This window comes from Pandoraea morbifera (assembly GCF_902459575.1).
In the GTDB taxonomy this organism is placed as follows: Bacteria; Pseudomonadota; Gammaproteobacteria; order Burkholderiales; family Burkholderiaceae; genus Pandoraea; species Pandoraea morbifera.
In genome coordinates this window covers 43,428-69,948 of the sequence record NZ_CABPSD010000002.1, presented here as the reverse complement: position 1 = coordinate 69,948, position 26,521 = coordinate 43,428, and the positions used below count along the sequence as shown (strand labels likewise).

At 64.5% G+C, this 26,521-nt stretch carries 22 protein-coding genes; 10 read left to right on the top strand and 12 right to left on the bottom strand.

Features of this window, described 5'->3' with window-relative positions:
• Positions 1 to 16: 16 nt before the first annotated feature.
• The 5 genes from PMO31116_RS03725 (at position 17) to hutG (ending at position 5,302) form a co-directional block, all read left to right on the top strand.
• On the top strand, positions 17 to 865 hold the full coding sequence (locus PMO31116_RS03725) for an ABC transporter permease (RefSeq protein ID WP_246185138.1): 849 nt from the start codon (positions 17 to 19) through the stop codon (positions 863 to 865).
• Entirely contained in the window at positions 862 to 1,689 is an 828-nt protein-coding gene (locus PMO31116_RS03720) for an ABC transporter permease (protein WP_150565561.1), read from the top strand. The genes PMO31116_RS03725 and PMO31116_RS03720 overlap by 4 nt, the downstream gene beginning before the upstream one ends.
• 75 nt (positions 1,690 to 1,764) lie before the next feature.
• The gene (locus PMO31116_RS03715; protein WP_150565560.1) at positions 1,765 to 2,862 is read left to right on the top strand and encodes an ABC transporter ATP-binding protein; all 1,098 of its coding nucleotides are present in this window, start codon (positions 1,765 to 1,767) and stop codon (positions 2,860 to 2,862) included.
• A 13-nt stretch (positions 2,863 to 2,875) separates the two neighbouring features.
• On the top strand, positions 2,876 to 4,300 hold the full coding sequence (locus PMO31116_RS03710) for an FAD-binding oxidoreductase (protein WP_150565559.1): 1,425 nt from the start codon (positions 2,876 to 2,878) through the stop codon (positions 4,298 to 4,300).
• 204 nt (positions 4,301 to 4,504) lie between these two features.
• A complete protein-coding gene (hutG, locus tag PMO31116_RS03705; RefSeq protein WP_150565558.1) occupies positions 4,505 to 5,302 on the top strand; it encodes an N-formylglutamate deformylase in 798 nt (265 codons plus the stop codon).
• Positions 5,303 to 5,409: 107 nt separating this feature from the next.
• On the opposite strand, the gene PMO31116_RS03700 is transcribed toward hutG, so the two are convergent.
• From PMO31116_RS03700 to PMO31116_RS03685, 4 genes are all read right to left on the bottom strand, one after another.
• The gene (locus tag PMO31116_RS03700) at positions 5,410 to 6,339 is read right to left on the bottom strand and encodes an electron transfer flavoprotein subunit alpha/FixB family protein (RefSeq protein ID WP_150565557.1); all 930 of its coding nucleotides are present in this window, start codon (positions 6,337 to 6,339) and stop codon (positions 5,410 to 5,412) included.
• Positions 6,340 to 7,089, bottom strand: a complete 750-nt coding sequence (locus PMO31116_RS03695; protein ID WP_150565556.1) for an electron transfer flavoprotein subunit beta/FixA family protein — start codon at positions 7,087 to 7,089, stop codon at positions 6,340 to 6,342.
• 106 nt (positions 7,090 to 7,195) lie between these two features.
• Positions 7,196 to 7,792, bottom strand: a complete 597-nt coding sequence (locus tag PMO31116_RS03690; RefSeq protein WP_150565555.1) for a HutD/Ves family protein — start codon at positions 7,790 to 7,792, stop codon at positions 7,196 to 7,198.
• Between the two features lie 16 nt (positions 7,793 to 7,808).
• Positions 7,809 to 8,996: an NAD(P)/FAD-dependent oxidoreductase gene (locus PMO31116_RS03685; protein ID WP_150565554.1), complete on the bottom strand. Its 1,188-nt coding sequence runs from the start codon at positions 8,994 to 8,996 to the stop codon at positions 7,809 to 7,811.
• 506 nt (positions 8,997 to 9,502) lie between these two features.
• Here PMO31116_RS03685 and PMO31116_RS03680 point away from each other — a divergent pair.
• A complete protein-coding gene (locus PMO31116_RS03680) occupies positions 9,503 to 11,176 on the top strand; it encodes an electron transfer flavoprotein-ubiquinone oxidoreductase (RefSeq protein ID WP_150565553.1) in 1,674 nt (557 codons plus the stop codon).
• Between the two features lie 86 nt (positions 11,177 to 11,262).
• Here the strand turns inward: PMO31116_RS03680 and PMO31116_RS03675 are convergent, their stop codons facing one another.
• The 5 genes from PMO31116_RS03675 to PMO31116_RS03655 form a co-directional block, all read right to left on the bottom strand.
• Positions 11,263 to 12,141: an alpha/beta fold hydrolase gene (locus tag PMO31116_RS03675; protein WP_150565552.1), complete on the bottom strand. Its 879-nt coding sequence runs from the start codon at positions 12,139 to 12,141 to the stop codon at positions 11,263 to 11,265.
• 110 nt (positions 12,142 to 12,251) lie between these two features.
• Positions 12,252 to 13,529: a 3-(3-hydroxy-phenyl)propionate transporter MhpT gene (mhpT, locus tag PMO31116_RS03670; protein ID WP_150565551.1), complete on the bottom strand. Its 1,278-nt coding sequence runs from the start codon at positions 13,527 to 13,529 to the stop codon at positions 12,252 to 12,254.
• Between the two features lie 118 nt (positions 13,530 to 13,647).
• Positions 13,648 to 14,433: a 2-keto-4-pentenoate hydratase gene (locus tag PMO31116_RS03665; RefSeq protein WP_150565550.1), complete on the bottom strand. Its 786-nt coding sequence runs from the start codon at positions 14,431 to 14,433 to the stop codon at positions 13,648 to 13,650.
• A gap of 15 nt (positions 14,434 to 14,448) precedes the next feature.
• Positions 14,449 to 15,408 (bottom strand): 3-carboxyethylcatechol 2,3-dioxygenase, encoded by a 960-nt coding sequence (locus PMO31116_RS03660; RefSeq protein ID WP_150565549.1) that lies wholly within the window; start codon positions 15,406 to 15,408, stop codon positions 14,449 to 14,451.
• Positions 15,409 to 15,411: 3 nt separating this feature from the next.
• Positions 15,412 to 17,298, bottom strand: a complete 1,887-nt coding sequence (locus tag PMO31116_RS03655) for a bifunctional 3-(3-hydroxy-phenyl)propionate/3-hydroxycinnamic acid hydroxylase (RefSeq protein WP_150565548.1) — start codon at positions 17,296 to 17,298, stop codon at positions 15,412 to 15,414.
• Positions 17,299 to 17,588: 290 nt separating this feature from the next.
• Between PMO31116_RS03655 and PMO31116_RS03650 the strand changes: the two genes are divergently transcribed.
• From PMO31116_RS03650 to PMO31116_RS03635, 4 genes are all read left to right on the top strand, one after another.
• Complete coding sequence (locus tag PMO31116_RS03650; protein ID WP_150565547.1) at positions 17,589 to 18,392, top strand: DNA-binding transcriptional regulator; 804 nt, start codon at positions 17,589 to 17,591, stop codon at positions 18,390 to 18,392.
• A gap of 345 nt (positions 18,393 to 18,737) precedes the next feature.
• Complete coding sequence (locus tag PMO31116_RS03645) at positions 18,738 to 19,127, top strand: phosphonate transporter (RefSeq protein WP_150565546.1); 390 nt, start codon at positions 18,738 to 18,740, stop codon at positions 19,125 to 19,127.
• Positions 19,124 to 20,464 carry a sensor domain-containing diguanylate cyclase gene (locus tag PMO31116_RS03640; RefSeq protein WP_150565545.1) on the top strand — a complete coding sequence of 447 codons (1,341 nt, stop codon included), beginning with the start codon at positions 19,124 to 19,126 and terminating at the stop codon, positions 20,462 to 20,464. Before PMO31116_RS03645 ends, PMO31116_RS03640 begins: the two co-directional genes overlap by 4 nt.
• Before the next feature lie 66 nt (positions 20,465 to 20,530).
• On the top strand, positions 20,531 to 21,322 hold the full coding sequence (locus PMO31116_RS03635; protein ID WP_150565544.1) for an EAL domain-containing protein: 792 nt from the start codon (positions 20,531 to 20,533) through the stop codon (positions 21,320 to 21,322).
• Positions 21,323 to 21,391: 69 nt separating this feature from the next.
• Here PMO31116_RS03635 and PMO31116_RS03630 read toward each other — a convergent pair whose 3' ends face one another.
• Genes PMO31116_RS03630 through PMO31116_RS03620 form a run of 3 tightly spaced genes read right to left on the bottom strand, consistent with a single transcriptional unit; the run spans position 21,392 to position 26,510 of the window.
• Positions 21,392 to 23,041, bottom strand: coding sequence for a gamma-glutamyltransferase family protein (locus tag PMO31116_RS03630; protein WP_150565543.1), 1,650 nt, complete (start codon positions 23,039 to 23,041; stop codon positions 21,392 to 21,394).
• Positions 23,038 to 25,635: a branched-chain amino acid ABC transporter ATP-binding protein/permease gene (locus PMO31116_RS03625; RefSeq protein WP_150565542.1), complete on the bottom strand. Its 2,598-nt coding sequence runs from the start codon at positions 25,633 to 25,635 to the stop codon at positions 23,038 to 23,040. The genes PMO31116_RS03630 and PMO31116_RS03625 overlap by 4 nt, the downstream gene beginning before the upstream one ends.
• Positions 25,632 to 26,510, bottom strand: coding sequence for a branched-chain amino acid ABC transporter permease (locus PMO31116_RS03620; RefSeq protein ID WP_023873229.1), 879 nt, complete (start codon positions 26,508 to 26,510; stop codon positions 25,632 to 25,634). The genes PMO31116_RS03625 and PMO31116_RS03620 overlap by 4 nt, the downstream gene beginning before the upstream one ends.
• Positions 26,511 to 26,521 lie beyond the last annotated feature (11 nt).

The following is a 26,521-nucleotide window of genomic DNA, read 5'->3' as shown; positions in this document are numbered from 1 at the left end:
TATTTCTCAAAACAGGATGTCCATGATGAAAGCGCGCAACGACGGCTGGCTGTACGTCGGACCGGCAACATTGTTTTTGTTTCTGGTCATGCTGGTACCGCTTGCCTATGTGGTCTACACGAGTATCACGTCGCCCGATGGCGGCCTGTCGCTCGCGGCCTACCAACGGCTGTTCACCAGTAATCTTTTCATGCGAACGTTGTGGTCGACGTTCGAGATCAGCATCTTCGCCTCGCTCTCTAGCCTGTTGCTCGGGTACCCGATTGCTCTGCATCTGGCGAAGCAGACGCCGAAGAAGCGCGCGATCTACATGGTGTTGGTGCTGGTGCCGTTCTGGACCAGCATTCTCGTGAAGAGCTATGCGTTCACGGTGTTGCTTGGCCGTGAAGGCCTCGTCAACCAGTTGCTGAGCACCTTGCTCGGCATGCAGGTGCAGTTGCCGATGCTGTTCAATCGCTTCGGCGTGATGGTCGGCATGACCAACTACCTGATACCGTTCATCGTATTCCCCGTGCTGGCGAGCCTGCTGGCGATCGACAAGACGCTGTATCGTGCCTCGGAGATCATGGGCGCCAGGCCGCCGCGCATCTTCTTCCAGATCACCTTGCCGCTTTCGCTGCCGGGACTGGCCGCGGCGGTGCTGAGTACCACGATCATGTCGATGGGCTTCTTCGTGATCCCGGCGTTGCTCGGCGGGCGCAAGGACGTGATGATGTCGAACCTCGTCGACTTCTATACGAGAGAGACGATGGACTGGAATATGGCGTCTGCCATTGGGGTGATCCTGTTGGGGATCGTCACGCTTGCCGCCGTGGGTGCGGGCCAACTCAAGAAAATGGGCAATCGTACGGAGGTGCCGGCATGAGCGCAACGATGACGCTTTCGGTGGTCGACCGCCAGGAACGTTCGTACCGGACTTTGCGCAACGTGATCGCTTTCGCGGTCTACGCCTTCATCCTGGCGCCGTCGTTGATCGTGATTCCGATTTCTTTCGGCGGCTCGGGAGAGATGAGTTTCCCGCCGCGAGTCTGGACGATCGAGCTGTACCAGCACCTTTTCACCTCGGCGACATGGATCGATCCGATTCTGCAAAGTCTGAAGGTCGCGGTGATCACCATGGTGGTGTCGCTGCTGATCGGCGTGCCGGCGTCGTATGGCCTGGTGCGCTTCGACTTCCCCGGAAAGCAGTTCGTCACGCTGCTGTTGATGAGCCCGATTCTCGTGCCGGTCATCGTCATCTCGCTCGGCCTGTACCTTTATCTGTCGCGTCTGCAACTGGTCGGCACCACGGCCGGTCTGGTGGCGAGCCACGTGGCGTATGTCACCCCCTTCATGATGATGACGGTGATGGCCGGCGTGAGAAAGCTCGACCCGGCCCTGGAGTTTGCCACCACCATCATGGGCGCGAGCCGCCGCATGGTGTTTTTCAAGGTCGTTTTGCCACAGTTGCGTCCGTCGATATTCGCCGGCGCCCTGTTCGCGTTCCTGGTGTCGTTCGATGAAGTGGTCATTGCCTGGTTCCTCACGAGCCCGACCACCACGACGCTGCCGGTGCGCATGTACAGCAGCATCCAGTGGGACATCTCGCCAGTGATCGCCGCGGTGTCGGCACTGCTGACGGTGCTCTCGATCGTCTTCTGCTGCATCTCGGTGCTTCTGCAGCCGTCGACACCGGAATCTACTCATTAAGGACGGCAGATCATGACCAATGCCATGAGCGGCGGCATCGTCGCGCCGGGTTTTGCGAATCAAGGAATCAGCAGCATGGATCGAGCTAGCGTGAACGCGGAAGACATGATCGTCTTCGACGGCGTGAGCAAGGTGTACGGCGAGTCGACGGCTCTGCACAGCACTCAATTGGCGGTGCGCAAGGGCGAGTTTCTTAGCCTGCTTGGGCCCAGCGGTTCAGGCAAGAGCACCATTCTGAATATCATCGCGGGCGCGATCGCTCCGACCACGGGACGCATCCTGCTCGACGGACGCGACGTGACCACCATCCCCCCGCGCGATCGCCAGTTGGGCATGGTGTTCCAGAACTACGCACTGCTGCCGCACCTCAACGTATACGACAATATCGCCTTCCCCTTGCGCATTCGCGGCGCCAGTGCGGCACAGATTCGCGAGAAGGTGGGCAATGCGCTGGAGCGCGTGGGCCTGGTGGGTTACGAGAAACGCAAGCCGCGCGAGATGTCGGGGGGGCAACAACAGCGCGTGGGCATCGCGCGCTGCATCGTCTACTCGCCGTCGGTAATCCTGATGGACGAGCCGCTCGGTGCCCTAGACAAGAAGCTGCGCGACCAGTTGCAGGGCGAAATCAAGCGGCTGCACCGTGACCTCGGCACGACACTCGTATATGTGACGCACGATCAGGAAGAAGCGCTGAACTTGTCGGATCGCGTCTGCCTGATGAATGGCGGCCGTATCGCTCAGTTAGGCACGCCCGACGAGCTGTACTTCGAGCCGAAGAGCGAGTTCGTTGCCGACTTCGTCGGCGAGTCGAACTTGTTCGATGCCGTCGTGGATGACGAAAACTCGGTTCGCGTCGACGACAACCTGACGCTGCGCGTGCGCAGCACGCTGGGCTGTCGGCGCGGCGACAAGGTGAAGGTGATGGTGCGTCCGGAAAAGATAGTCGTGTCGTCGCAGGACGACACCGCCGGCGCAGCCGGCGCCGACAATCATTGTGCGGGCAAGGTCGCACAGATTTCGTTCGTTGGCGGCATGACCCGCTTCGACGTGACGCTCCCGTCCGGGCGGACCGTGCTCGCCAAGGGTATCTCCGAGCGCGCGGCCGAACGCTCGCCCGTGGGGTCCGCGCTGCAATTGCACTGGTCGGCACGCGACAGCGTTGTCATCCAATAACCACATCCGGATCATGAGCCAAAAAGCTGTCTCCGCCCTGAGGGCCTTGCTGGGCGAAACCCATGTGATCGCGTCGCCGTCGGACATGGCCCCGCATTTGATCGACTGGCGCAAGCGCCACACCGGAACGGCCATGTGCATCGCGTATCCGCAGCATGCACAGCAGGTGTCGCAGGTGTTGACCTATTGCCGTGCCAACGGCATCCGCGTGTTTCCGCAGGGCGGCAACACCAGCGTCTGCGGCGGTTCGGTGCCGGCGATGGACGGCCGGAACATCATTCTGTCGCTGGCAAAGATGAACCGAATCGTCGAGGTGAATGCCGGCAACAACTCGATGACGGTCGAAGCCGGTTGCGTGCTCGCCGACCTCCAACAGGCGGCATCGGATGTCGATCGCCTGTTCCCGCTATCGCTCGGCGCCGAGGGCTCATGCCAGATCGGCGGCAATCTTGCGACCAATGCGGGCGGCACGAACGTGGTGCGTTTCGGAAATACGCGCGACCTGGTGCTCGGACTGGAGGTGGTGTTGCCCGACGGCCGGGTGTGGAACGGCCTTCGCACGCTGCGCAAGAACAATAGTGGCTACGACCTCAAACATCTCTTCATCGGTTCCGAGGGCACGCTGGGCGTTATCACCGCGGCCACGCTCAAGCTCTTCCCGAAGCCGAAGTCGGTCGCCACCGCGCTGCTCGGCTTCGACACGGCGCAGGCCGCGGTGGAGCAGGGCATTCGCCTGCAGGGCATGTTCCCGGGGGAACTGGTGGGGTTGGAATTGATCTCTCGCTCGGAGTTCGAGATCTCGATCCGTCACGGCCATCATCTGCGAAACCCTTTCGAGCAGGCCACGCCCGCGTGGATGGTGCTGGTCGAATTGGCCTCGCCGGAAGCGGGCACCGCCATCAATGATCGGCTCACCGAAGTGCTGGAGGCCGAATTCGAGCGTGGCGCAATCGTGGACGTGGTGGTGGCGGCCAGCGAGCAGCACCGCCACGACCTTTGGCGTATCCGTCATAACGTGACGGAGGCCAATGGCCGGGAAGGCATGGGGCTCACGCACGACATTGCGGTGCCGACTTACCTGATCCCGACCTTTCTCACACGCGCGGCCACCGCGCTGGAAGCCCGTTATCCCGACGCAACGCCTGTGGTCGTCGGGCATATGGGCGACGGTAACCTGCACTACATCGCGATGTTCTCGCATGAGTTCTGGGCCACGGTGGTGGACAAACCCAGTTTCCAGCATGAACTGAGCCACGTGCTATACGACATTGCGGCGGAACTTGACGGCACGTTCAGCGCGGAGCATGGCATCGGGGCGTTGCACGTGGAGGAGATGAGCAAGTACAAGGACGACGTCGAAGTCGAGATCATGCGTCAGATCAAGCGATTGTTCGATCTGGACGACATGATGAACCCTGGCCGGGTGCTGCCGTCCTGAAGCGAACCCCATGACCCACCGCGCCGCGTGCCGCCGACGTGCTGGCCGAGACGGTCGATGGTGTGCCGCGCCACGCCCGTCCACCCCTGCATCCCTATTTCGTCGCTCGACTGAGCGCACCTCGACCAGGCTGCGGCAAATGCACGCGATGCAGTTGAAGCGGGCGACAATGTTGACATGATGGCTGACCAGATGGCTGACTCCATGGCTGAACCGGCATTCCAATTCCGGCAGGGCACCACGCCCCTGCTGATTTCCATTCCCCATCTGGGGACTGAAATACCCGACGCGATCGCGGCGCAACTGCAGCCGCACGCGCTGTCGGTGTCCGACACCGACTGGCACCTCGATCGTCTGTACGATTTTGCGAACGATCTGGGGGCGTCAGTCCTGGCGGCCAGGTATTCCCGCTACGTGGTCGACCTCAACCGGCCCTCGACAGGCGAGAGCCTCTATCCCGGACAAACCACGACGGGGCTATACCCGACCGAGACATTCCGTGGCGATCCGCTCTACCGCAACGGGACCGGGCCGGATGCGCCCGAGCGGGCGAGACGACTCGAGACATATTGGCGACCGTATCACGCGAAGCTCAACGCGGAGATCGAGCGGCTGAAGTCGACGTTCGGAGCGGTGCTGCTTTGGGAGGCGCATTCCATCGCGGGCGTATTGCCGCGCCTGTTCGAGGGCAAGTTGCCGGACTTGAACCTGGGGACCAATTCGGGCGCGAGTTGTGACGCGAAGGTGCTCGATGCCATTATCGGCACACTGGGCGACCAGCCGTACTCATGGGTGGCCAACGGACGCTTCAAGGGGGGCTTCATCACGCGTCACTTTGGCCGCCCGGAGCAGGGCGTGCATGCGATTCAGCTGGAGATGTGCCAGTCGACGTATATGAACGAGTTCTCGCCGTTCGACTATCGTCCCGATCTGGCCGACCGCGTTCAGCCCGTGGTCGAGAGAATGGTACGAGCCGCACTGGATACCGTGAGGAGGTTGTGACAGGAAGACGCGCTGATCACCGATGAAAAGACGCCGAGGTTTCCACCTCGGCGTCTTCATCTGCGCAGCGATCGCGTCGCGGGGAGGCCGAGGGCGATCGCTGCCTTTCACACCGAATGCGTCAGTGCCGGTACGACTTCGAACAGGTCGCCGACCAGACCGTAGTCGGCAATGCTGAAGATCGGCGCATCGGCGTCCTTGTTCACGGCCACGATGACCTTCGAGTCCTTCATCCCGGCCAAATGCTGGATCGCCCCGGAAATGCCTACCGCGATGTACAGTTCCGGCGCAACGATCTTGCCCGTCTGGCCCACCTGGCAGTCGTTCGGTGCAAAGCCCGAATCCACCGCCGCACGCGACGCGCCAATCGCCGCACCAAGCTTTTCGGCGAGCGGATCGAGCAGTGCGAAGTTCTCCGCGCTGCCCAGACCGCGCCCGCCAGCGACGACGACGCGGGCCGCCGTCAGTTCCGGTCGATCGCTCTTGACCACTTCGCGCTTCACGAATCGTGACGTGCCGGCATCCGCCACTGCGGGCACCGTTTCGATGGCCGCCGCGCCGCCTTCCATGCGCGCCGCATCGAAGGCCGTCGTGCGGACCGTTGCCACGATCACGACGTCGGACGATTGCACCGTGGCGATCGCATTGCCCGCGTAAATCGGACGCTTGAAGGTGTCCGGCGCTTCGACCGATACGATCTCGGAGATCTGGGACGCGTCAAGTTTCGCGGCCACCCGGGGGGCCACGTTCTTCCCGGCCGCCGTGGCGGCGAAGAGGATGTGCGAGTAGTCTTTCGCGAGTGCGATCACCTGTGCCGCCGCATTTTCGGCCAGCCCGTCGCCGAGTTGTGGCGCGTCGGCAAACAGTACCTTTTCGATCCCCTCGATGCGGGCCGCCGCCTCGGCCACCGCCTGCGCAGCGGAACCCGCGACCAGCACGTGCACCGGGCCGCCAATCCGTCGAGCGGCGCTCACGGTATGCAGGGTCGCGCCCTTCAGTTGCGCGTTGTCGTGTTCAGCAATTACCAGCGTCGTCATTCAGATCACCTTCGCTTCGTTCTTCAGTTTCTCGACCAACGTTGCCACGTCGGGCACCTTCACCCCCGCCTTGCGAGCGGCCGGTTCTTCGACGCGCAGTGTCTTCAGCCTTGGCGAGGGGTCGATGCCCAGCGCCTCGGCCGCCAGCACGTCGAGGGGCTTCTTCTTGGCCTTCATGATGTTTGGCAGGGTCACGTAGCGAGGCTCGTTCAAGCGCAGATCCGTCGTCACGATGGCTGGCAGCTTTAGCGAAACCACTTCGAGGCCGCCGTCGACTTCTCGCGTGACCGTAGCCCAGTCGCCCTCGATCCGGATATCGCTGGCAAATGTGGCTTGCGGCCAGTCGAGCAGTGCGGCGAGCAACTGGCCCGTCTGGCCGGCATCGTCATCGATGGCCTGCTTGCCCAGGATCACGAGTCGTGGTTGCTCTTTCTCGACGACCGCCTTGAGCAGCTTGGCAACCGCCAACGGCTGCAATTCCGCCTGGGTCTCGACCAGCACGGCGCGATCCGCGCCGATGGCGAGGGCCGTGCGCAGGGTCTCCTGGCTTTGCTGCGTGCCGCAAGTCACCGCCAGCACTTCGGTCGCGACGTTGGCCTCTTTCAGACGGGTGGCCGCTTCCACGGCGATTTCGTCGAAGGGGTTCATCGACATCTTCACGTTATCGATGTCCACCCCACTCTGGTCGGACTTCACGCGCACCTTGACGTTGTAGTCAACCACGCGCTTGACTGCCGTGATCACTTTCATTGGAGATTCCTCGGTTTAGGGGATTGAGTGCATGGAGAGCACGCCTGAGACGAAATGGACGCCGGGCTCGGCCTTGCATCGTTGGGATTGCCGATGTCCTCTCAGCTCAGACGACGGGGTCGATTACCACCACGGCACTTGGCATGGCGTCTTCGACGATGCGTGGCCACGAGGTACATTCGACAGCGGAAATGTCGCCAACCACGTCGTGTCTGGCCAACGTGCGGGCCGGCGTGACACAGCGCTCATCCGCGTGGCGTATCTCGCATTCGGCATCGCCGGAGAACAGGAGCAACGTGCTGCCGCTGGGTAGCGCGAACGTCGCGGTAGTGGCGGGCGCCAGGACTTCGATATGGGCACGCCAGGCGAGTCGATCGACCATGACATTCAACGCCTCACAGGGGCCGTCGACGAGTGAAGCGTTCCACGCCGGTTTGCCGTCGTACTGCGCCGGCACGCCGGGCGCGAGCTCGACGATCTCGTCACCGTGACGCAGCACGATGCCACGACCGCCGACGATCAGGGAATGGCGATCCACCCCGTCGAAGCAAGAGTAGGGTCCGTGGCAGGCGATCTCGGCGAGGCTCACGCGCCACTGACCGCGGGCGGTGGCGCGCACCGCCAACGTACGGGTCACGCCAGTGCCGTTCTTCCAGGGTTGCGCGCTCACCGCATCGAGCGCAATGCAATGACACCAGGTCATGGCCGGCTTGATCCGATCAGGACACCGCGCCAAGACCGTATTTCCCGGTCAGCAGCTTGCCGGTGCGGAAGCGCTCGATCGAATAGGGCGCGAGCGATACGTCCGTCGGCAGGCCGAGCGCTTCCTGCGCGAGCAGGCGGCCAACTGTCGGTGAGAGCTTGAAGCCGTGGCCCGAGAAGCCGTAGCCCACGACCAGACCCTCGATGCCGGGGAGCTTGCCGAGCACCGGGTTCCAATCGGGCGTGACGTCATACACGCCGGTCCACGACGATGCAATGCCGGACGTTTCGTACGCCGGAAAGCGCGCCGCCACCTGAGCGCCCACTTCGACCACATAGTCCATCGGGATGTCGCCCTGCTCGACCAGGGCTGCGCCGAGGCTCTCACCCACCACGCCTTCGCTGACGAGCATCTGATTGCCGCCGTAGCTGCGGCAATACAGCATGCCCGGCGAGGCCAGGTCCTTGAAGACTGGCATCGAGAATGTGTACTTGGCCGCGTCGCACTCTAGCGCGAGCACGGCGTGGCGCTCCGGGGTCACCGGCAGATCGCGACCGATCCAGCCCGCGAGTTCCGGCGTCCAGATATTCTGTGTGCTGATGACCATCGATGTCTTGAAGTCACCGATCGACGTCGAGACGCCCACGACCTTGCCCCCCTCGATCAGTACACGGTTGACCTCGGCGTTCTCACGAATCGTCACGCCGCCGCGGCGTGCTGCACGGGCGAAGCCGGTTGCGACGAGGTACGCGTCGGCGAATCCGGCTTCCGGCTCGTAGCCGATCAGGGCCGCGTCGTCGAATTGTGCGATGGGCAGCAGCTCGCGCGCCTGAGCTTGCGACAGGATTTCGAGCGGAATGCCCTGTTCGCGCTGCTGGTCGAGCGAGACTTGCAGCGATTCGAGCTTGTCACCCTCGGGCGAGACGATCATGTAGCCGCACTTGACCATGCCACATGAGGCTTCGTCGTCACCGAGATAGTCCGCGAAGTTGTTGAAGACTTGCCACGAATGGCGGGCGAGTTCCACATTCTCCTTCACCGAGTAATGCGTACGAAGGATGCCGGAGGACTGCGACGTCGTGCCGGCGCCAATGGTGCCTCGATCAAGCACGAGCACATTCTTTGCGCCGAACTTTGCGAGATGAAACGCGACCGAGCTGCCGACTACGCCAGCGCCGATGACAACGACATCGTATGTATTCACGGGTCTGCCTTTCCGAATGCGAGGTTTACGAGGGAGTTGTCGAAGTTTCGTACAGCCGGAAAGGTGCCTCGTCAGTATAAGAGCGGGCGATTTTTAGTAGAACCGCCGGCTAACCTACGCCGGTTGCCGCGCCGCTCGAAGCTCTGGATTCTCAGCCCGTGGGCATGAGCGGCATGCGCAGCGACGTGGTGGCTGGATATTTTGACGGGCAATGCTGCGCCTTTACGCGGCATCGTAGCCTACGGGAGCGGATCTTCCCGTGGCTCGGGAAATGACCGTTGGGCTCGATCGGCACGCCGATGGGCGGCTTCCCTGACGAGACGGCGACCGGCCGGGCTTGCGGGGCGTTGCTTTGTATCAGACGACGTTATTTTCAACGTTCGAGTTCGTTGTGTAGGGCGGCGCGCAGACGGCGCCGTCCTAAGCTGGCGCCGGTAATCGGTGGCGTGCGTTGAGAGGCACATCACCGCGATGGAAACCGCAGGCTAGTCAGGAACGTAAGGCATATGGATTCGGCAACACTTCTGGAACGATTCGGTCCGCGTGATGAGATGGCATATGACGTCGTGATCGTCGGCGGTGGACCCGCAGGCCTTTCGGCGGCCATCCGCCTCAAGCAATTGGCGAGCGAGGCTGGGCGGGAGATCAGCGTCTGCGTCCTCGAAAAGGGGTCGGAGATCGGCGCGCACATTCTGTCGGGCGCGGTGATGGACCCGCGAGCGCTTTCGGAACTTAGCCCCGACTGGCAGCTGCGTGGGGCGCCGTTGAACGTCGCAGTGACCGAGGATCGCTTTCTGTTTCTGAGCGAGACCGGCGCGCGGCAGGTGCCCAACTGGATGCTGCCCGATAACTTTCGCAATCACGGTAACTTTGTCGTGAGCCTCGCCAACGTCACGCGCTGGCTTGGGCAACAGGCCGAGGCGCTCGGCGTGGACATCTTCGCGGGCTTCGCGGCGGCCGAAGTGCTATTCGACGAGGACGGCGCGGTGAAAGGCGTGGCGACCGGAAACGTCGGCATCGGTCGGGATGGCGAGCTCACGGAAAAATTTCAGCTCGGCATGGCGTTGCCTGCGAAGTACACACTGTTCGCGGAGGGCGCCCGAGGTCACCTTGGTGCGCAAGTGATTGCGCGATACAACCTTCGCGACGGGGCTGACACACCCGTCTATGGCCTTGGCCTCAAGGAAGTCTGGGAGATCGATCCGGCGAAGCACCAGCCGGGACTTGTGATGCATACGGCCGGATGGCCTCTCACGCCGCAGACCTACGGCGGGTCGTTCCTCTATCATCTCGACAGTCATCAGGTCGCGGTGGGGTTCGTCGTCGGACTGGGCTATGCCAATCCTTACTTGTCTCCGTTCGAGGAATTTCAGCGCCTTAAGACACATCCCGCCATTCGGCAGTTTCTGGCGGGCGGCAAACGGATTGCCTATGGCGCGCGCGCGATTTCCGCCGGCGGTCTCGTGTCGCTGCCGAAGCTGACGTTCCCCGGCGGCGCACTGATCGGCTGTGAAGCCGGCATGTTGAATGTCTCGCGCATCAAGGGCAGCCACGCGGCCATCAAGTCGGGCATGCTCGCGGCCGAAGCCATCTTCGAGGCACTGGGCGAAGGGCGCGCGGGTGACGAGCTCACGCGCTATCCGGAGGCGTTTCGCAAGTCCTGGCTGTGGGACGAACTCAACCGTTCGCGCAACTTCAAGCAGTGGATGACCAAGGGGCTGTACCTCGGTACCGCGATGGTGGGGCTGGAGCAGAAGGTGTTTCGCGGGAATGTGCCCTGGACATTGCGACACCACCGGGCGGATCACGCATCGACGCGTGCCGCGAGCGAGTGCAAGCCCATCGACTATCCCAAGCCCGACGGCAAACTCACGTTCGACCGCTTGTCGTCGGTGTTCATCTCCAATACCCATCACGAAGAAAATCAGCCGGCACACCTGACCCTAAGGGACAAGCGCGTGCCGGTGGACGTGAACCTCGCGAGGTTCGCGGGACTCGAGACCCGGTTCTGCCCGGCAGGTGTCTATGAGTTCGGGAAGACCCCTGAAGGCGCCGACACGCTCATCATCAACGCGCAGAACTGTGTGCATTGCAAGACGTGCGACATCAAGGATCCTACCCAGAACATCGTGTGGGTCGCGCCGGAAGGTGGGGGCGGTCCCAACTACGCGTCCATGTAACGTCGTTCACGTGTGGCGTGCAGGTACCGGGGCAACGCGAGTGCCCGACTGTCCACGTCTCATGGACGTCGCCGGGCGCCTTTCCATCAGTGCGCCAGGAAGTCGATGACCATGCGATTGAATGCGTCCGCGTGTTCCCACTGCACCCAGTGTCCGCAGCGATTGAACACGTGCAGTTGGGCGTTCGGCAAGCCGGCGAGCAGGCGCAGGCCGACGTCCATCGGTACGAACCGGTCTTCCCGTCCCCAGACGATCAGCGTCGGCGCCGCGACCTCGCCCAGTCGTGCACCGTAGTCGGTGAACTGCTTCGGATTCGCGGCCAGGCTCTTCACGAAGTTCTCGAGGTGTTCGCGATTCGCGAGCATGTTGTCGAGCCGGGCTTGCATCAGCGCATCGGTGATCGAGCTCGCGTCGAAGACGAACACGTTCATCATGCGCTTCAGGTTCTCGAGCGTCGGCGCCTTGTACAGACCGTTGAGCAGCTTGATGCCTTCCGTCGGCATGGCCACGAACTGGCTCGGACCACCGGTGCCGCCGCCCATCAGGATCAGTTTGCCGATTCGCGAGGGATTTGCCAGCGCGAATGCCACCGTGCTGTGTCCGCCCATCGAATTGCCGATGATGTGCACGCGCTCGATGTCGAGCGCGTCGAGCACCGCCTTGAGCACGCGTGCGTTCAGTTCGGACCGCGATCCGGTGTTCACCACCGGATCGCTTTTTCCCCATCCGGGGCAATCCACCAGCAGCACGCGGTAGCCGGCCTCGACCAGCGGCTCGACGTTGCGGCTGAAGTTAGCCCAGCCCGTCGCGCCCGGCCCGGAGCCGTGCAGCATCACGACCGTCTCGGCGCCATGGCCGGCGTCGTTGTAATGAATGCGAAACTCCGTGTTCGCGTCGCGGATCGTCACGAAGCGGCTCGTGGACGCTTCCGTGAGCGCCGCGCCAACCGGTTGCGTTGTCGTCATGATGACTCCCTCTACGAATATTCAATCGTTGACGGCGGCGCGTTTCGCATCGAAGCGCGCCGCCCACTCAAAAAACTTCCGGGCATTCGACGATGCTCGGTGCTGCCGGGTCATCGCCCTGGCTGCGCCGTCCCGGCGACAACGCGCGGCGCGAACGTGCTCACCACACTCAGCGCGGCAATCGCCGCAATCACGATCAGCGGAATGCTCGATGACACCAGCATCGACGCACTCTGTCCCAGCGCGAACAACTGGCCGGCGATCAGCGGTCCCAGAATCGAACCGAGACGCCCAACCGCCACGGCCGCCCCCACGCCCGTGCCGCGCACCTCCGTCGCATATGCCTGACCGGCCATCGAATACAGCACCGATTGCCCCCCAACCAGGAACAATCCACAGAAGAACGCGCCGCAGGCCATGGTCAGGGCGCCGTTGGCCGCCGACAGTCCGGCCAGCGACAACGCAATGCCGAGATACATGCCGATCACGGTCAGGCGCGGCGAACAGCGGTCCATCACTCTGGCAATGCCGATCGCGCCGATGCCGCCCCCGATGTTGAACATCATGATGGCCATGCCAGCCTGCGCGCGAGACAGTCCGTTGGCCACGACCATCGACGGCAACCAGTTCATCAGGAAGTACAGGACGATGAGTGTGCCGAGGTAACTCACCCACAGTGCGATCGTCGTACGAGCGCGCCCTTCCTGCCAAAGCGCATGCGTGATGCTCGGTGTCGCGTCCGGCCGGGCGTTCGCCGCGGCTGTGCCGGAACCACGTCTGGCGCGCGAAGCGACGAACTGCGCGGACTCACGCAGACAAAGTCCCAGCAACGGCACCATCAGCAACGGACCGAAGCCACCGACGTAGAACACGTGGCGCCATCCCTCGTCGCCCGGACTGACGATGCCGATGACGGCCGCCAAAGCCGCACCGAACGGCATGCCGCAATACATGGCGCCCACGGCGGTGTTTCGCTGGCCGTCCGGCGCGGCCTCGGCACACAGCGCAATCAGGTTCGGCATGGCCGCCCCCATGCCGAGACCGGTCAGAAAGCGCGCCGCAAGCAGTGATTCGAAATTCCAGACGTGCGCCGTGACGAGCGAGAAGATGCCGAACAGCGCGACAGACAACATCAGTACGCGTTTGCGTCCCCAGCGGTCGGCAAGACGCCCACCGAGCGCCGCACCGGGTAACAGGCCGATGGCCCCGGCGCTGAATGCCCATCCCATCTGCGCCACCGACAGCGCAAACTCCTTGGCGATGCGCGGTGCCGCCACGCCGGCCGATTGCAGGTCCAGGCCCTCGAGCAGGGCGATGGCCAGACACAGTCCGATGGTCGCGAGGCTACCCTTCGTGGGCGCCCCGCCTTGCGGTGATGATGCTTGCATTGCTTTGTCTCCGGTTTCAGGAAAGTCCGCTCTTGTCGGCGGTCATGTGATATCTCGGGAATTGCGCTTGTTACCTCTCGATGCTCGTCCAGGCGTCCTCAGGCGTCCTCGGGCGTTCTCATGCGAACGTCGCGCGCACGCTGCCCAGGCCATGAATTTCCGTCACGAACGTGCCTGCCCCGGTCACCGGGACCATCGCGCCGAGCGCGCCGGTGAGCACCACGTCGCCCGCGCGCAGCGGCGTACCGAGTTGTGCCATGCGATCGGCAAGCCAGACCGCGGCATTGAGTGGGTTGCCCAGGCACGCCGCACCGTTGCCGCGCGAGAGCACCTCGCCATTGCGCGACAGCGTCATCTCGCAGGCCGTCAGGTCGATGTCGGCGAGCGAGACGGGCCGGCTGCCCAGCACGAACATCGCGCTCGACGCGTTGTCGGCCACGGTGTCGACGAAGCGGATATTCCATTGCTCGATGCGACTGTCGACGACTTCCACGGCGGCGACCGCATAGGCGGTCGCGCGCAGAATGTCGGCGAACGTGTGCTTCTCGCATGTGAGATCGCGCTCAATCACAAGCGCGATCTCGGCCTCGACCTTGGGTTGGATGAGGCTCGCGAGCGGCATCGGTTGTGCGTCGCCGTAAGCCATGCCGGCAAACAACGCGCCAAAGTCCGGCTGGTCCACGCCGAGTTGCCGCTGCACCGCGAGCGACGTCAGGCCGATTTTCCGGCCGACGATGCGCTCGCCCGCGGCCACGCGCGCGTCGACGTTGCACTGCTGCACGGCATAGGCGCTCGCCATGTCGTCGGGGGCGATCTCGCCGCGAACCGGCGCGATGGGCGCACGCGTGGCCTCGGCATGGAGAAGACGCTCGGCGAGGGTTTGAATCAGCGGGGAACCCGACATCGAAAACTCCTTTTCTCAGGCCGCGACGGCCAGTGACGTTTGCGGCACGGCATGCATTGCGGCAAAGCCGGCGATCCACTCGGGAATCGCACGGTAGTAATCGAGCGACGCGCCGTATTCGCCGTAAGCGGCGAGTGCCGCGAATGCGGCGACCCACGTGCGGATTTCGTGAGCCGACTTGCCACCCTCGCGCGTGATCGCATCGTTGCTGATGTCGTCGACGGCGTTCAGATTCCCGCTGGCGAGCACGTCGAGAAATGCGCGGTCCCATTGCGGATTGAGCGGATGCAGATGACTCTTGCCCGCCGTGAACGCTTCGGCGGCGGCCACCGTGCGCGCCTGGCGCGCGGCGCGCGACTCGGCAGACGGATTGCGACCGGCGATCAGGCGCTCAGCGACTTCCTCGGTCGCGCCGATCAACTCGGGCACGGGGGGCTCGTGCGAGATGCCGCCCGACCCCACGACCAGCACGCGCTTGTCCGTGCGCGCCAGGTAACGGCCGATGGCGTCTCCCAGCAGGCGCGAGCGGCGCAGCGTCGCCATCGGCGGCGCCACGGAGTTGATGAACACCGGCACGACCGGGTAGGCATCCAGTCCGCCCGCCAGCACTTCCAGCGCGTAGGCGCATCCGTGATCGACCTGCATGCGGTACGACAGCGAGACATCGACCTCCGACGCCAGCACGTGCTCCGCGAGCGCATGCGCGATATCCGACGGTACCGGCAAATCGCCGGCCAGACTGTTGAAATCGCCGATAGCGGTGGCCGCCGCGCCGATGCAGAACGGCGGCATCACGTCATAGAAGAACCCGTTGAAGTGATCCGGCGCGAATACGATGACCAGCTCGGGATCGAACGCGCGCACGCGCTCGCGTGCCTGCGCCTGCACCCGCTTCACTTCCGACACGACCTCGTCGGGAGGATCGAAGTAGCCATGCAACGGCGTATGCGAAATACATTCGAGATGAATCGGCATCGCTCAGGCTCCGGCAACGCGTTGCTGTGGCCGCACGACGGCCCCGGCGTGGTTCGTTGGCGCGCGCAGCGGCGTTGGCTGGGGCATGGCGATGTCGGCGAGCGCCACCTTGCCCGCCAGTTCGATCAGGGTGTCCGACACTTCCTGAGGTGCGCAAACTCCCGCGATGAAGCGATCGGGGCGCAGCAGCACCACGGATTGCGAACGCGCGCCGAACCAGTCCTTGAGGCGGTCGTGCGGATCGCCGATCGCGATCACGCCCTGCGGCACGTCGTCGGTATGCGCCATCTGCACGTCGGGCTTGGCCAGCACGAAGCGCACGCCCAGCTTCTCGGCGACAGCGCGCGCACGCGGCGTCAGGCCGAATGTCGGATCGGACCCCCAGCCGAGCACGACAAAGTGATTGCCGATCACGTCGTCCAGACGCTGGACCTCGCCCGTCACCGTGCGCACCCTGGGCTGAATGAACAGGCGGCCGACCGGTGAACTGGCGAACGGGTCGCGGCCATATACGCAGCGCCCAAGCCACGAATCCCGCTTCTCGCTCATCAGGCCCAGCAGACGGCCCGGCGCCGAATTGCCCGAACGCTTCAGCAAACGGGCCAGCCAGCCGCCGGTCGATTTCGCGGGCGGAAGCAGCACCACCCCCGATTCGTAGCGCGGCATCGGCTTGAAGCGCATCTCCACGAAGTAGCGCTTGACCGACGGAAACAGGGTGAAGCTGCGCACGAACGCGTCGCGAAAGCGCACGCCGAAGCGCGTCGTCGGCGCGAAGATGTCGCCCGCGACCTCGGACAGATGGATCATCGAGCGCGCATGCGGCCGACGCTCGGCGGTGTAGGTATCGAGCAGGTCCGGCAGACTTTGCCCCTTGACCACCATCGCAAGCTTCCAGCCGAGGTTGTTGGCGTCGCGAATGCCGCTGTTGTAGCCCTGGCCCTGCCAGACGGGCATGATGTGTGCCGCGTCGCCGGCCAGCAGCACGCGATCCACGCGGAACGTTTCCGCCAGTCGCGCGTTGTGCGTGTAGACGCGCTTGCGGATGTAATCGACACGGTCCGGGTGCGTGACTACCTTGCGAATCAGTGCGGCCATGTTCTCGGGCCGGGAGAGTTCTTCCTCGGTCTCGCCCGGCATGACCATGAACTCGAAGCGGCGAATGCCGTGCGGCAGGGCCGCCGAAACATAAGGGCGCTCGTGATCGCAATGCATGTAGACGTGAGGGGCACCCACCGGGTCGTTGCGCACGTCGACCACGATCCACTGGTTGGGCTTCGTGCGCCCTTCGAACGGCACCTGAAGCAGGCGGCGAATCATGCTGTTGCCGCCGTCGGCGCCCACAACGTACGCCGCGCGAATCGTGCGAACGTCGCCATCGTTCGTTCGTGTGGTCAGCGTCACGCCCCGAGCGTCTTGCGCGAGCGCCTCGACGCCGTGGCCGAAGCACACGTCCACATGAGCGAAGCGCTCGAGTCCCTCGAACAACACCCGGTCCGCGAGCGGCTGGATGAATGCGTTGCGGCGCGACCAGCCGAACTCGTCGGTCCGCGGCTCGATCGACGCGAAGCAATGGCCGTCGCTGGTGAGGAACCGCATCCAGTGATCGGGGGTGGTGTGCGGAAGCAGCGCGTCGGCCAGGCCGACCGCCTGGAACACCCGCAGGGCCTCGTCGTCCAGGCCGATGGCTCGCGGGTAATCGATGAGTTGGTCGAGTTTCTCGACGATCGTGACGCGCACGCCCTGCAAGCCGAGGATGTTGGCGATCATCAGCCCGACCGGTCCGGCGCCGACGATGGCCACGTCCGTCGTGATGTCGGGTGTGGTGTCGGCCGCGGTATTGGCGGTATTGGCGGCATTGGCGGCATTGGCGGCATTGAGGAATGCACTCATGTGTCTCGCTCCTGTTTTTTGAGCGCGAGCGCGCCCCGCGCGCCGGGCTGGCGCGTTCGAATGGCGTACTGCGTTCGTTGATTCAATCGCGGCTCGTGTCGTCCGCTAATCGTCGGGCTGGGGGCCGGCCGTCGAGCGACGCGTGTTCGGTCACGCTCGTCCGCACGGAAAGGAGGGTGTCTCCACTAGCTCTCTGATTTTTCGATGAGTCTAGGCAGCTGACAAAAAGCGCTCAACAATTTCGTCGAAATGTGCATAGAATGCACATCGTTGATTTTAAAAATTATTTCATGAGCAAATATCCGAATGTACGGGGGCTGTCGCGCGGCCTGCTGGTGCTCCGGGCGCTCAACGCGATGGAGCGCGGACGTGCGACGCCGCAACAACTGAGCGAGGCGACCGGGCTCCATCGCACCACCGTGCGGCGACTGCTGGAGACGTTGCTGGAAGACGGGTTCGTGCGGCGCAGCACGTCAGACGACACCTTCCGCCTGGCGCTCGCGGTGCGCTCGCTCAGCGAGGGTTTCACGGATGACGAGCGCATCGCGACGATCGCGCCGCCGATCATGGGGCAGTTGATGCAGCGGGTGGTGTGGCCCTCGGATCTGACCACGCCGGACGGCGACGCCATGATCATTCGCGAGACGACGCATCGTTTCAGTCCCTTGTCCTTTCATCGCGCCATGGTCGGTCGACGCCTGCCCATGCTGTTTACGGCTGCCGGGCGCGCGTACTTCGGCATGTGTCCCGAGGCCGAGCGCGAGGACATTCTCGATTTGCTGCGCACGGGCGCGGGCGGGGAGTTGCAGCAACGCTTTGCCAGCGACGATGCGTTCATTCGCAATCTCGTGCGCCAGACGCGAGAGAACGGCTTCGGCTCCAATCATGGCGACTGGCTCGACCAGCGCAAGATTGGCGCGGTGGCGGTTGCGATCCCGTCGCAGGGGCGCGTGTTGGCGAGCCTGAACGTGATCTATCTCGACCAGGCAGTGAGCCCGGCCGAGGCCGTGCGGCGATTCGTGCCACCCCTGCAGGAGGCGGCGGCGCAGATGGCGGCGGCAGTCGCTCAGGTGGACGCCGCTCGCCAACCCTGAACTCGCGGTCGAAGGTCTGTCGAGCGACGCGTCTTTGCGCATTCTCGTGTTGCGGGAATCGGCGGCGATTCACCCTTAAGTTTCGGTATCCATAATATATGTTGAGGCACAACGTGAGGTTTATCCGGTGAGGCGAGGCATCGTCAGAGGGGAGTCGCTGACAACGGTGCCGATCAGTGGGCGAACAACCGCCTGCGGGACGGGCCAGCCTAAAGTTTCGTCTGCACGAGCCGATAACCCGATACGTGGGGTTCTGCGCCGACATTCCGCTGGTGCGGTGTTCGCGCAGGGCCCGGATTGCATAACGGTCGACTGAAGGGTCGAATATCCGGACCTGGTGAAGTCATGCCATGTGGGGGAAGAGTGGAAAGTGAATTTGAAGACGTGCAGATCACCGCACTCGAAAAGCTGGAAGATCAGGGGATGGATGTATTGCCATTCGGCGTCATCGGGTTCACCTCGGACGCGATGGTGACGACATATAACGCCACGGAGTCAAAAAATGCAGGATTGAGCCCGCAACGCGTATTGGGCAAGCATTTTTTCGAAGAGGTCGCGCCTTGCATGAACAACTTCATGGTTGCGCAACGCTTTGACGATGCGCCCGAACTGGACGAGATCATTCCGTATGTCCTGACGCTGCGCATGCGCCCGACGCCGGTGCGTTTGCGGTTGCTCAAGAGCGCGTGTTGCGCGACGCGATATGTCCTCATCGAGCGGAGGACGGGCCAGTGAACGCACCGAATACGGACAACTACGACCTCGAGTCCGAGTACGAAGCCTTGCTGTCGTTCATGTATCTATCGCCGGTCGGGATTGTCCGCAGCGACAAATCCGGTGCCGTCGACATGATGAACCCGCTGGCCGCGCAACTGCTGATGCCGCTCATCAGAGGCGGGAACATCGAGAACATCTTCGACAGCCTGGCTTGCGTCGCCCCCGAGCTTCGCAATCTGGTGGCCAGCTTCGAGGCCGAGCGTGGGCCGATTTGCGAGAACCACCGGATTTTCGTCACGCCGGTCAAGGACGACGCCGTCGTGCTGGCATGTTCCATCATCAAGGTGAGCGCGGACGTGCTGATGATGGTGCTGACGGACATCTCACGCCAGGTCGCCGCCGAGCGTCGGGCGCGACAGACCGAGTCATGGCTTGCGGGCATCTATACGAGCGTCAACGATTTCGCGTACTTTACGCTCGATGCGCAGGGCTGCATCGACACCTGGAACCCGTCGATCGAGCGTCTGACGGGCTATGAAGCCGCCGACGTGATCGGGCACATGCTGTCGCGCTTTTACGCCGACGACGAGATTGTCCTGCACCGTTCGCCAGAACATATGGCGCTCACGCGCGACGACGGTTGGCACGTGGAGGAGTTCTGGTGCAAGACAAGATCCGGACGGCGCTATTGGGGGCAACTGCTCGTTGCGGTGCTGCGTGAGGAGGACGGGGAGATATCGGGATATTCCGCCGTTCTCAGGGACATCACGGAGCGGAAGATCCACAGCGACAATCTCGCACGCCTCTTGACGACGGACCATCTGACTGGCGTGACCAACCGTGCGCACTTCTTCGAGATCGGGGAATCCGAAGTTGCCCGGTCAAAGCGAAACGGTCGTACATTGTCACTGGTGATGCTGGACGCGGATCACTTCAAGCAGATCAATGACAATGCCGGGCATCAGGCCGGCGACGAGGTCCTGAAGCGGATCACGGACGAGGCACGGGCGCTTCTGCGGCGATCGGACATTGTCGCCCGGCTCGGCGGGGAAGAGTTTATCTTGCTGCTCCCGTCGACAACCGCGCAAGAGGCAATGGCGGTCGCGGAGCGACTGCGCGTCGCCGTCGAGCAGGCGGCGATCGAAACGGCGGTGGGGCAATTGAATGCGACGATCAGCCTTGGGGTCGCCAGTCTGGAAGATGAGAACCAGACGCTCCAGGACTTGCTGGCTGCCGCCGATCATGCGCTGTATGACGCGAAGCAAGCCGGTCGAAACTGTGTCCGCGGCTTCGTCGTGCCGACGGAAGATGCCGCGAATGTTGTCGGTGAATCCGGCAACGCGGTGTCGACGTAGCGATCGTCCGGCCACGGCCGCAACGTTTGCAGACTCAACCAACCCATAGACGCAGCCGGAAGAAAGATGAATGCTTTCAAGATTCACAGCCACGACGAGGCGGCCGCGCGATCGGCAAGTTGCGCCGGATGCAGGAACACGGCGCCCTTGCCGGTCGAGATAGATTTCGCCTTTCAGCCCATCGTCGACGTCGACACCCGGGCTGTGTTCGCATGCGAAGCCCTGGTGCGGGGCGCCAACGGAGAATCGGCATATTCCGTGCTCTCGCAGATCGACGATGCCACGAAATACCAGTTCGACCAGTATTGCCGACAAACGGCAATTGCCCGCGCGGCGGCGTTGGGGCTCGACGCGTTTCTGTCCATCAACTTCATGCCGAACGCCGTCTACCGACCGGAGGTCTGCATAAGGAGCACGCTGGACGCCGCGCAGGCAAACCATTTCCCGCTCGAGCGGATCATCTTCGAGACGGTCGAAGGAGAGCATCTGGCCGACCGTACTCACCTGGTCCATATTTTCAGGGCCTACAAGGAATACGGATTCCTGACCGCCATCGATGACTTCGGCGCCGGGTACTCGGGGCTCTCGCTCCTGGTGGACTTTCAGCCCGACATCATCAAGCTGGATATGGAACTGCTGCGCGGCATCGACACGGACACCGTGCGCCAGCGAATCGTTCGAAATGTCATTTCCATGTGTCGCGACCTGGGCATCAAGGTCGTCGCGGAAGGTATCGAAACCCGCGGCGAGCGCGATTTCTTCATCGCGCATGGCGTGAGCCTGATGCAGGGCTACTTCTTTGCAAAGCCGGCCTTCAAGGCAATTCCGGCGATCGACGACGCGTCCTATCTGCGCTGAGCGTGGCGCGACCGGCAGGCGCGACGTCGACAGGGTCGTCGCCGCACCTCCGTTCGTCGAGTCCGCCGACTACGCCGCCATTGCCGCGCCGTCGCTGCGCGGGTCGTGCGCGCCGCTGGCCATACCGTCGTCGGCGATGGCGATGACACCCGCCTGACCAGCCAGGGGGCTGTGCGGCGGCAGTGGTGCTACCGCATGACCTCGTTCGGCGAGCGACACGAACACGGCTTCCCCGGCATCGCGCTCCAGCTTCAGATTGTCGCGACTGTCGGAGAATGTCCTCCCCAGCAGGAAGCGCGGATGCGACAATGCCTCGTGCGGCGGCATGCCATAGTCGATCAGGCGCGTGAGCAGCGCGCTCAGCGTTTGCGGCTGTCCGTCCGCGCCCTGCGTGCCATACAGCAGTCGCGCCCGCCCCGCCCGCAGGTACATGCCGGGATTGAGCGTGTGAAAGGGCCGCTTGCCGGGCACCAGCGCATTGGGATGCGCACTGCCCGCGGGCCGGAACGCCGCGCCCCGGTTGTGCCACAACACGCCGGTGTCGCCGGCCATCACGCCGCTGCCCCAGTCGAAGTAGATCGTTTGCAGCACGCTGATCGCCCGACCGGCCGCGTCCGTGGCGGCGAAGTACACCGTGTCGCCCTCCTGAAAGCGATGCGGCCAGTCGAGCGCCACCCGGTCGTCGATGCGAGACGCCGCTTCGCGCAGATACCGATCCGATAGCATCGTCGCCACCGGAACATCGACGAACGCCGGATCGGCGACGTAGCGATCGCGCGCGATGAACGCCTGCTTCACCGCCTCGATCAACCGGTGGTAATACGTCGGGCTGCCGTGCGCGCAGTCCTTCAGCCCGAGGCGCGCCAGGATTCCCATGATTTGCAGCGTCGTCACGCCTTGCGTCGGCGGCGGCAACGTCGCGAGCGCGCCGTCCCCGTATGGCAGCGTCAGCGCTGGGGTGACGTGCACGCGTGTGGCCACGAGATCGTCGCGTGTGATCGGCGAGCCCGCCGCATGCAATCCATCGGCCAGACGCGTGGCCAGCTCACCCTCGTAGAACTCCCGGGGGCCGCCGTCTGCCAGCCGCCGCAGCGTCCACGCCAATGCCGGCTGCCGGAAACGTTCGCCAACCGCCGGTGCACGGCCATCCGGCAGGAACGCGCGCGCGAAGCCCTGCCAGGTAGAAGCGTCGCGCATCTCCTCGGCGCGGTACGCGTACCAGAAATCCTGCGAGGCGCTGGTCGGGAAGCCGTCCTCGGCGGCGGCGATGGCCGGCGCCAGCAGCGATGCCCACGACAGGGTGCCGCCCCATTGTTCCCGACTGACGCGGTACGCCGCTTCCCATGCCGCGACCGTGGCTGCCGTCGTCAACGCCGAGCCGGGCCCGCGCATGGGTATGGCGCCGCCGTCGCGCAGTGCCTGCGGCAGGTGCCGCGCCGCCTGCCCGATGCCGGAGATCGCCAGCGGTGTGCTGCTGTCGGTGTCGCCATGCTCGCCGTCGGCCAGGAGCCAGAAGCCGTCGCCGCCCAGCCCGGTGAAGTGCGGCATCGTCACGCACAGCATCGCCGCGATGGCGATGCCCGCTTCGATGGCATTGCCGCCTTGACGCAATACGTCGCGGCCGGCGGCGCTCGCCAGCGTGTGCGGGCTCGTGACAAGACCCGCGCGCCCGGTGGCGCAGGTGGGCGGAGCAGGGGGCACCGACTCGCGCGCCGTCATGCCGCGGCTCCCGCCTCGTGCGCACCGCCGAGGTAGGCCGCCGCGAGCCGAGCGTCGCCGGCGAGCTCGCTCGCCGGGCCGCTCACCGTCACCCGGCCTTCTTCGAGCACGTAGCCCCGGTCGGCGATCGACAGGGCCATCGCCGCCATCTGGTCGACGAGGAGCATCGACAGCGATTCCCGCCGCAACGCGTCGAGCGACGCGAACAGATCCGCAATGATCTTGGGCGCGAGGCCCAGCGACGGCTCGTCGAGCAGCAGCACGCGCGGCGACGACATCAGCGCCCGCGCAATCGCCAGCAATTGCTGCTCGCCACCGGAGAGCAATCCCGCGCGCTGATGCTGCCGCTCGCGCAGACGCGGGTACCGCGTGAGCATCTGCTCGATGCGGGCCTCGAGCGTGGCGCGCGGCAAACGTCCGCAAGCAAACGCGCCGAGACGCAGATTGTCGAGTACCGACAGCTCCGGGAACACCTGCCGCCCCTCGGGCACGAGCACTACGCCCAGCGCGGCGATCTTCGCGGCGTCCAGGCGCGAGAGGTCGCGTCCGTTGAAGGTGACGCCGCCACTCACCGGACGATGCAACCCCGCAAGCGCGCGCATGAGTGTCGACTTGCCCGCGCCATTGGCCCCGAGCAGCGCAACGAGTTCGCCCTCGCGCACTTGTATCGAGACGTCGTGCAACACCGGTGCCGCACCGTATCCGGCCGTGAGCTTGCCGACGCCCAGCACCTCGGGGTTCGTGGACGCCACGCGCGCGACGGGCACGGCGGCGTCGGTCGAGACTGCGCCGAGATAGGCCTGACGCACGCGCTCGTCGTGGCGGATTGCCGCAGGCGTGCCCTGCGCGAGGAAACGGCCCGCATCGATCACGACAATGCCGTCCGACAGGCTCATCACCAGCGACATGTCGTGCTCCACCAGGCCCACGGCCACGCCACTGTTCGCGATCTGGCGCAACAGCCCGCCCAGTTGCGCCTTGTCCTGCGTCGACAGGCCCGCTGCCGGTTCATCGAGCAGCAACACGCTGGGGCGGGTGGCGAGCGCTCGCGCAATCTCCACCAGACGACGGTCGACATGCGCGAGATCTGACGCCATCAGATCGACACCGCCGCGGTAGCCGCACGCGCGCAGCAATGCCAGTGCCTCGCCGCGTCGCGCGCGGCTCTGCATGCCCGCCACGCCGAGCAGCCCCCCAAGGCGTCCCGCACTCAGGGCGAGCGTTACGTTGTCGAGCACGCTCATGCCACCGAACAATTGCGATGTCTGATACGTGCGTGCCACGCCATTTCGCGCGCTGTCGCAGGCGCCTGCGGCCGGAAGGGCCTGCGTGCCGAGCGAGCGTGTACCGGCGAGCGGCCGGTAGAAGCCCGAGAGCATGTTGAGCACGGTCGACTTGCCTGCGCCGTTCGGGCCGATCAGGCTCGTGACGCGCGCCGCAGGAAGTTCGAAGGACAGGTCCGACACCGCCTTCACGCCGCCGAACGTCATCGTCAGCCCGTGCGCCGCGAGTCCCTTGCGCTGAGCCGGCGGGAGCGCCGGCAGCGTCAACGTCGACGCCGTACCGTCGCCGGTGTCCTTTGGCGAGGCGGGCCGTCGCGATTTCCACCATTGCCCCAACACGCCGATCACGCCGTTGGGCGCGCCCCACAGCACCATCAGCAGTAAAACGCCGAAGCACAGCAGGCGCAGGTTCTCGAGACTGGCGAGAAATTCGGGCAACAGGCCGACGATCACCGCACCGACCAGCGGTCCGGCAATGGTGCCCGCGCCGCCGATCATCACCACGAGGACGAACAGGATCGATTGCAGGAAGGAGAACATGCCGGGGGTGACCATGCCCTGCAGCGGTGCGAACAGGCCACCCGCCAACCCCGCGAGCGCGGCGGAGAACGCGAACGCCACGGTCTTGACCACAAGCGGGTTGACGCCGATCGATGCCGCGGCCGTTTCGCTGTCGCGCACGGCCCGCATCGCCGCGCCCCAGGTGCCGCGAGAGATGCGTGCGTAGACGATCAACGCGACGGCGAGCACGGCCAGCGAGGCGACGGCCACCACACGTTCGCTGCCCGCGAAGCCGAACACGCCCGGCGGCATCACGCCCATCAGTCCGTTCTGCCCGCCGGTCAGTCCGCGCCATTCGACGGCGCCGTGCTCGACGATGAACCCGAATGCGATCGTCACCATCGCGAGCCCCGGCCCGCGCACGCGCAGCGCCGGCAGCGCCAGCACCGCGCCGGTGACGGCGGCCACGGCCCCACCGGCGAGCCAGGCGAACCAGAACGGCCAGCCCGCCTGCGTGGTCAGAATGGCTACGGCATACGCGCCGATCGCGTAGAAGCCCACATGGCCGAACGACATCTGCCCGGTGAGCCCGAGCAGAAGATTCAGGCCCACGCCGCAAATCGCGAGCAGGGCGACACCGGCGATCACCACCACGAAATAGCCGTTCACGACACACGCCGCGCCGGCCATGGCCAACAGGGCAACGGCGAGGGCGCCGGCGAGCGCAAGACCGTCGCGCGCGGGCCCATCGCCGGAATGCGCCGGTGATTGCGCGTGACGGCGCGCCAGCGGCAAAGAAGAATTGCTCATACCTTGCGCACCTCCGCGCGGCCGAACATACCGTCCGGTCGCATCGCCAGCAACACGATGACCAGGCCGAACGTAATGATTTGTGTGTAGCTCGAACCCAGCGTCGCCGTGATCATCGACTCGGTCACACCGAACAGCAGACCGGCGATCATCACGCCCCACGCACTGGACAACCCGCCGAGAATCGCCACGGCGAAAGCCTTGAGACCAAAGACCGTTCCCATGTCCGCCTGCACATTGAACAACGGCGCGATCAGCACGCCGGCGATACCGGCGAGCAGCGTCGAGATCGCGAATGCGCCGGCAATGGTGCGCTGGATGGGAATGCCCATGAGTCGCGCGGCATCACGGTTCTGTACCACCGCCAACATCGCGATGCCCCAGCGTGAGCGGCGCAACACGTAATGCAGCAGCGCGGCAAGTGCGAGTCCGACGACGGGGATCAGCAACTGCAGCGGGTAGACGCCGAGGCCCGCGTCGCCGATCCGAAGCGAGCTTTGGGCGAGCGGCGAGGGCAGGCTGCGCGGCTCCGTGCCGAACGTGAGCATCACGAGGTTGTCGAGCACGATGCCCAGCGCCACCGTCGCCATGAGCCATGCGCTCGAACCGCGTCGCACGAACGGCTGCACGGCGAGGCGCTCGACCGCCAGTCCGTAGACGGCGCAAAGCGCCAGCGCCGCGACGATCGCCAGCGGCATGGGCCAGCCGAGCGTCTGCGAGAAGGTGTAGGCCAGCACGGCGCCGAGCATCATCGAGCTGCCTTGCGCGAAATTGACCGTCGCGCTCACGGCGAATGTCAGATGAAAGCCGAGCGCCATGAGCCCGTACATGCTGCCGAGCCCGAGGCCGGCGACGAGCGCCGAGATCCATTGCATGAGATGTCCTC

What these genes read in the sequence shown, in the direction of transcription:
- PMO31116_RS03665 (WP_150565550.1), bottom strand. Translation starts at nt 14,433, where the DNA reads ATGTCGGGTTCCCCGCTGATTCAAACCCTCGCCGAGCGTCTTCTCCAT.
- PMO31116_RS03645 (WP_150565546.1), top strand. Translation starts at nt 18,738, where the DNA reads ATGCCATGTGGGGGAAGAGTGGAAAGTGAATTTGAAGACGTGCAGATC.
- PMO31116_RS03680 (WP_150565553.1), top strand. Translation starts at nt 9,503, where the DNA reads ATGGATTCGGCAACACTTCTGGAACGATTCGGTCCGCGTGATGAGATG.
- PMO31116_RS03725 (WP_246185138.1), top strand. Translation starts at nt 17, where the DNA reads ATGTCCATGATGAAAGCGCGCAACGACGGCTGGCTGTACGTCGGACCG.
- hutG (WP_150565558.1), top strand. Translation starts at nt 4,505, where the DNA reads ATGGCTGAACCGGCATTCCAATTCCGGCAGGGCACCACGCCCCTGCTG.
- PMO31116_RS03675 (WP_150565552.1), bottom strand. Translation starts at nt 12,141, where the DNA reads ATGACGACAACGCAACCGGTTGGCGCGGCGCTCACGGAAGCGTCCACG.
- PMO31116_RS03700 (WP_150565557.1), bottom strand. Translation starts at nt 6,339, where the DNA reads ATGACGACGCTGGTAATTGCTGAACACGACAACGCGCAACTGAAGGGC.
- PMO31116_RS03710 (WP_150565559.1), top strand. Translation starts at nt 2,876, where the DNA reads ATGAGCCAAAAAGCTGTCTCCGCCCTGAGGGCCTTGCTGGGCGAAACC.
- PMO31116_RS03720 (WP_150565561.1), top strand. Translation starts at nt 862, where the DNA reads ATGAGCGCAACGATGACGCTTTCGGTGGTCGACCGCCAGGAACGTTCG.
- PMO31116_RS03650 (WP_150565547.1), top strand. Translation starts at nt 17,589, where the DNA reads ATGAGCAAATATCCGAATGTACGGGGGCTGTCGCGCGGCCTGCTGGTG.
- PMO31116_RS03635 (WP_150565544.1), top strand. Translation starts at nt 20,531, where the DNA reads ATGAATGCTTTCAAGATTCACAGCCACGACGAGGCGGCCGCGCGATCG.
- mhpT (WP_150565551.1), bottom strand. Translation starts at nt 13,529, where the DNA reads ATGCAAGCATCATCACCGCAAGGCGGGGCGCCCACGAAGGGTAGCCTC.
- PMO31116_RS03625 (WP_150565542.1), bottom strand. Translation starts at nt 25,635, where the DNA reads ATGAGCAATTCTTCTTTGCCGCTGGCGCGCCGTCACGCGCAATCACCG.
- PMO31116_RS03620 (WP_023873229.1), bottom strand. Translation starts at nt 26,510, where the DNA reads ATGCAATGGATCTCGGCGCTCGTCGCCGGCCTCGGGCTCGGCAGCATG.
- PMO31116_RS03660 (WP_150565549.1), bottom strand. Translation starts at nt 15,408, where the DNA reads ATGCCGATTCATCTCGAATGTATTTCGCATACGCCGTTGCATGGCTAC.
- PMO31116_RS03690 (WP_150565555.1), bottom strand. Translation starts at nt 7,792, where the DNA reads ATGACCTGGTGTCATTGCATTGCGCTCGATGCGGTGAGCGCGCAACCC.
- PMO31116_RS03655 (WP_150565548.1), bottom strand. Translation starts at nt 17,298, where the DNA reads ATGAGTGCATTCCTCAATGCCGCCAATGCCGCCAATGCCGCCAATACC.
- PMO31116_RS03630 (WP_150565543.1), bottom strand. Translation starts at nt 23,041, where the DNA reads ATGACGGCGCGCGAGTCGGTGCCCCCTGCTCCGCCCACCTGCGCCACC.
- PMO31116_RS03695 (WP_150565556.1), bottom strand. Translation starts at nt 7,089, where the DNA reads ATGAAAGTGATCACGGCAGTCAAGCGCGTGGTTGACTACAACGTCAAG.
- PMO31116_RS03715 (WP_150565560.1), top strand. Translation starts at nt 1,765, where the DNA reads ATGGATCGAGCTAGCGTGAACGCGGAAGACATGATCGTCTTCGACGGC.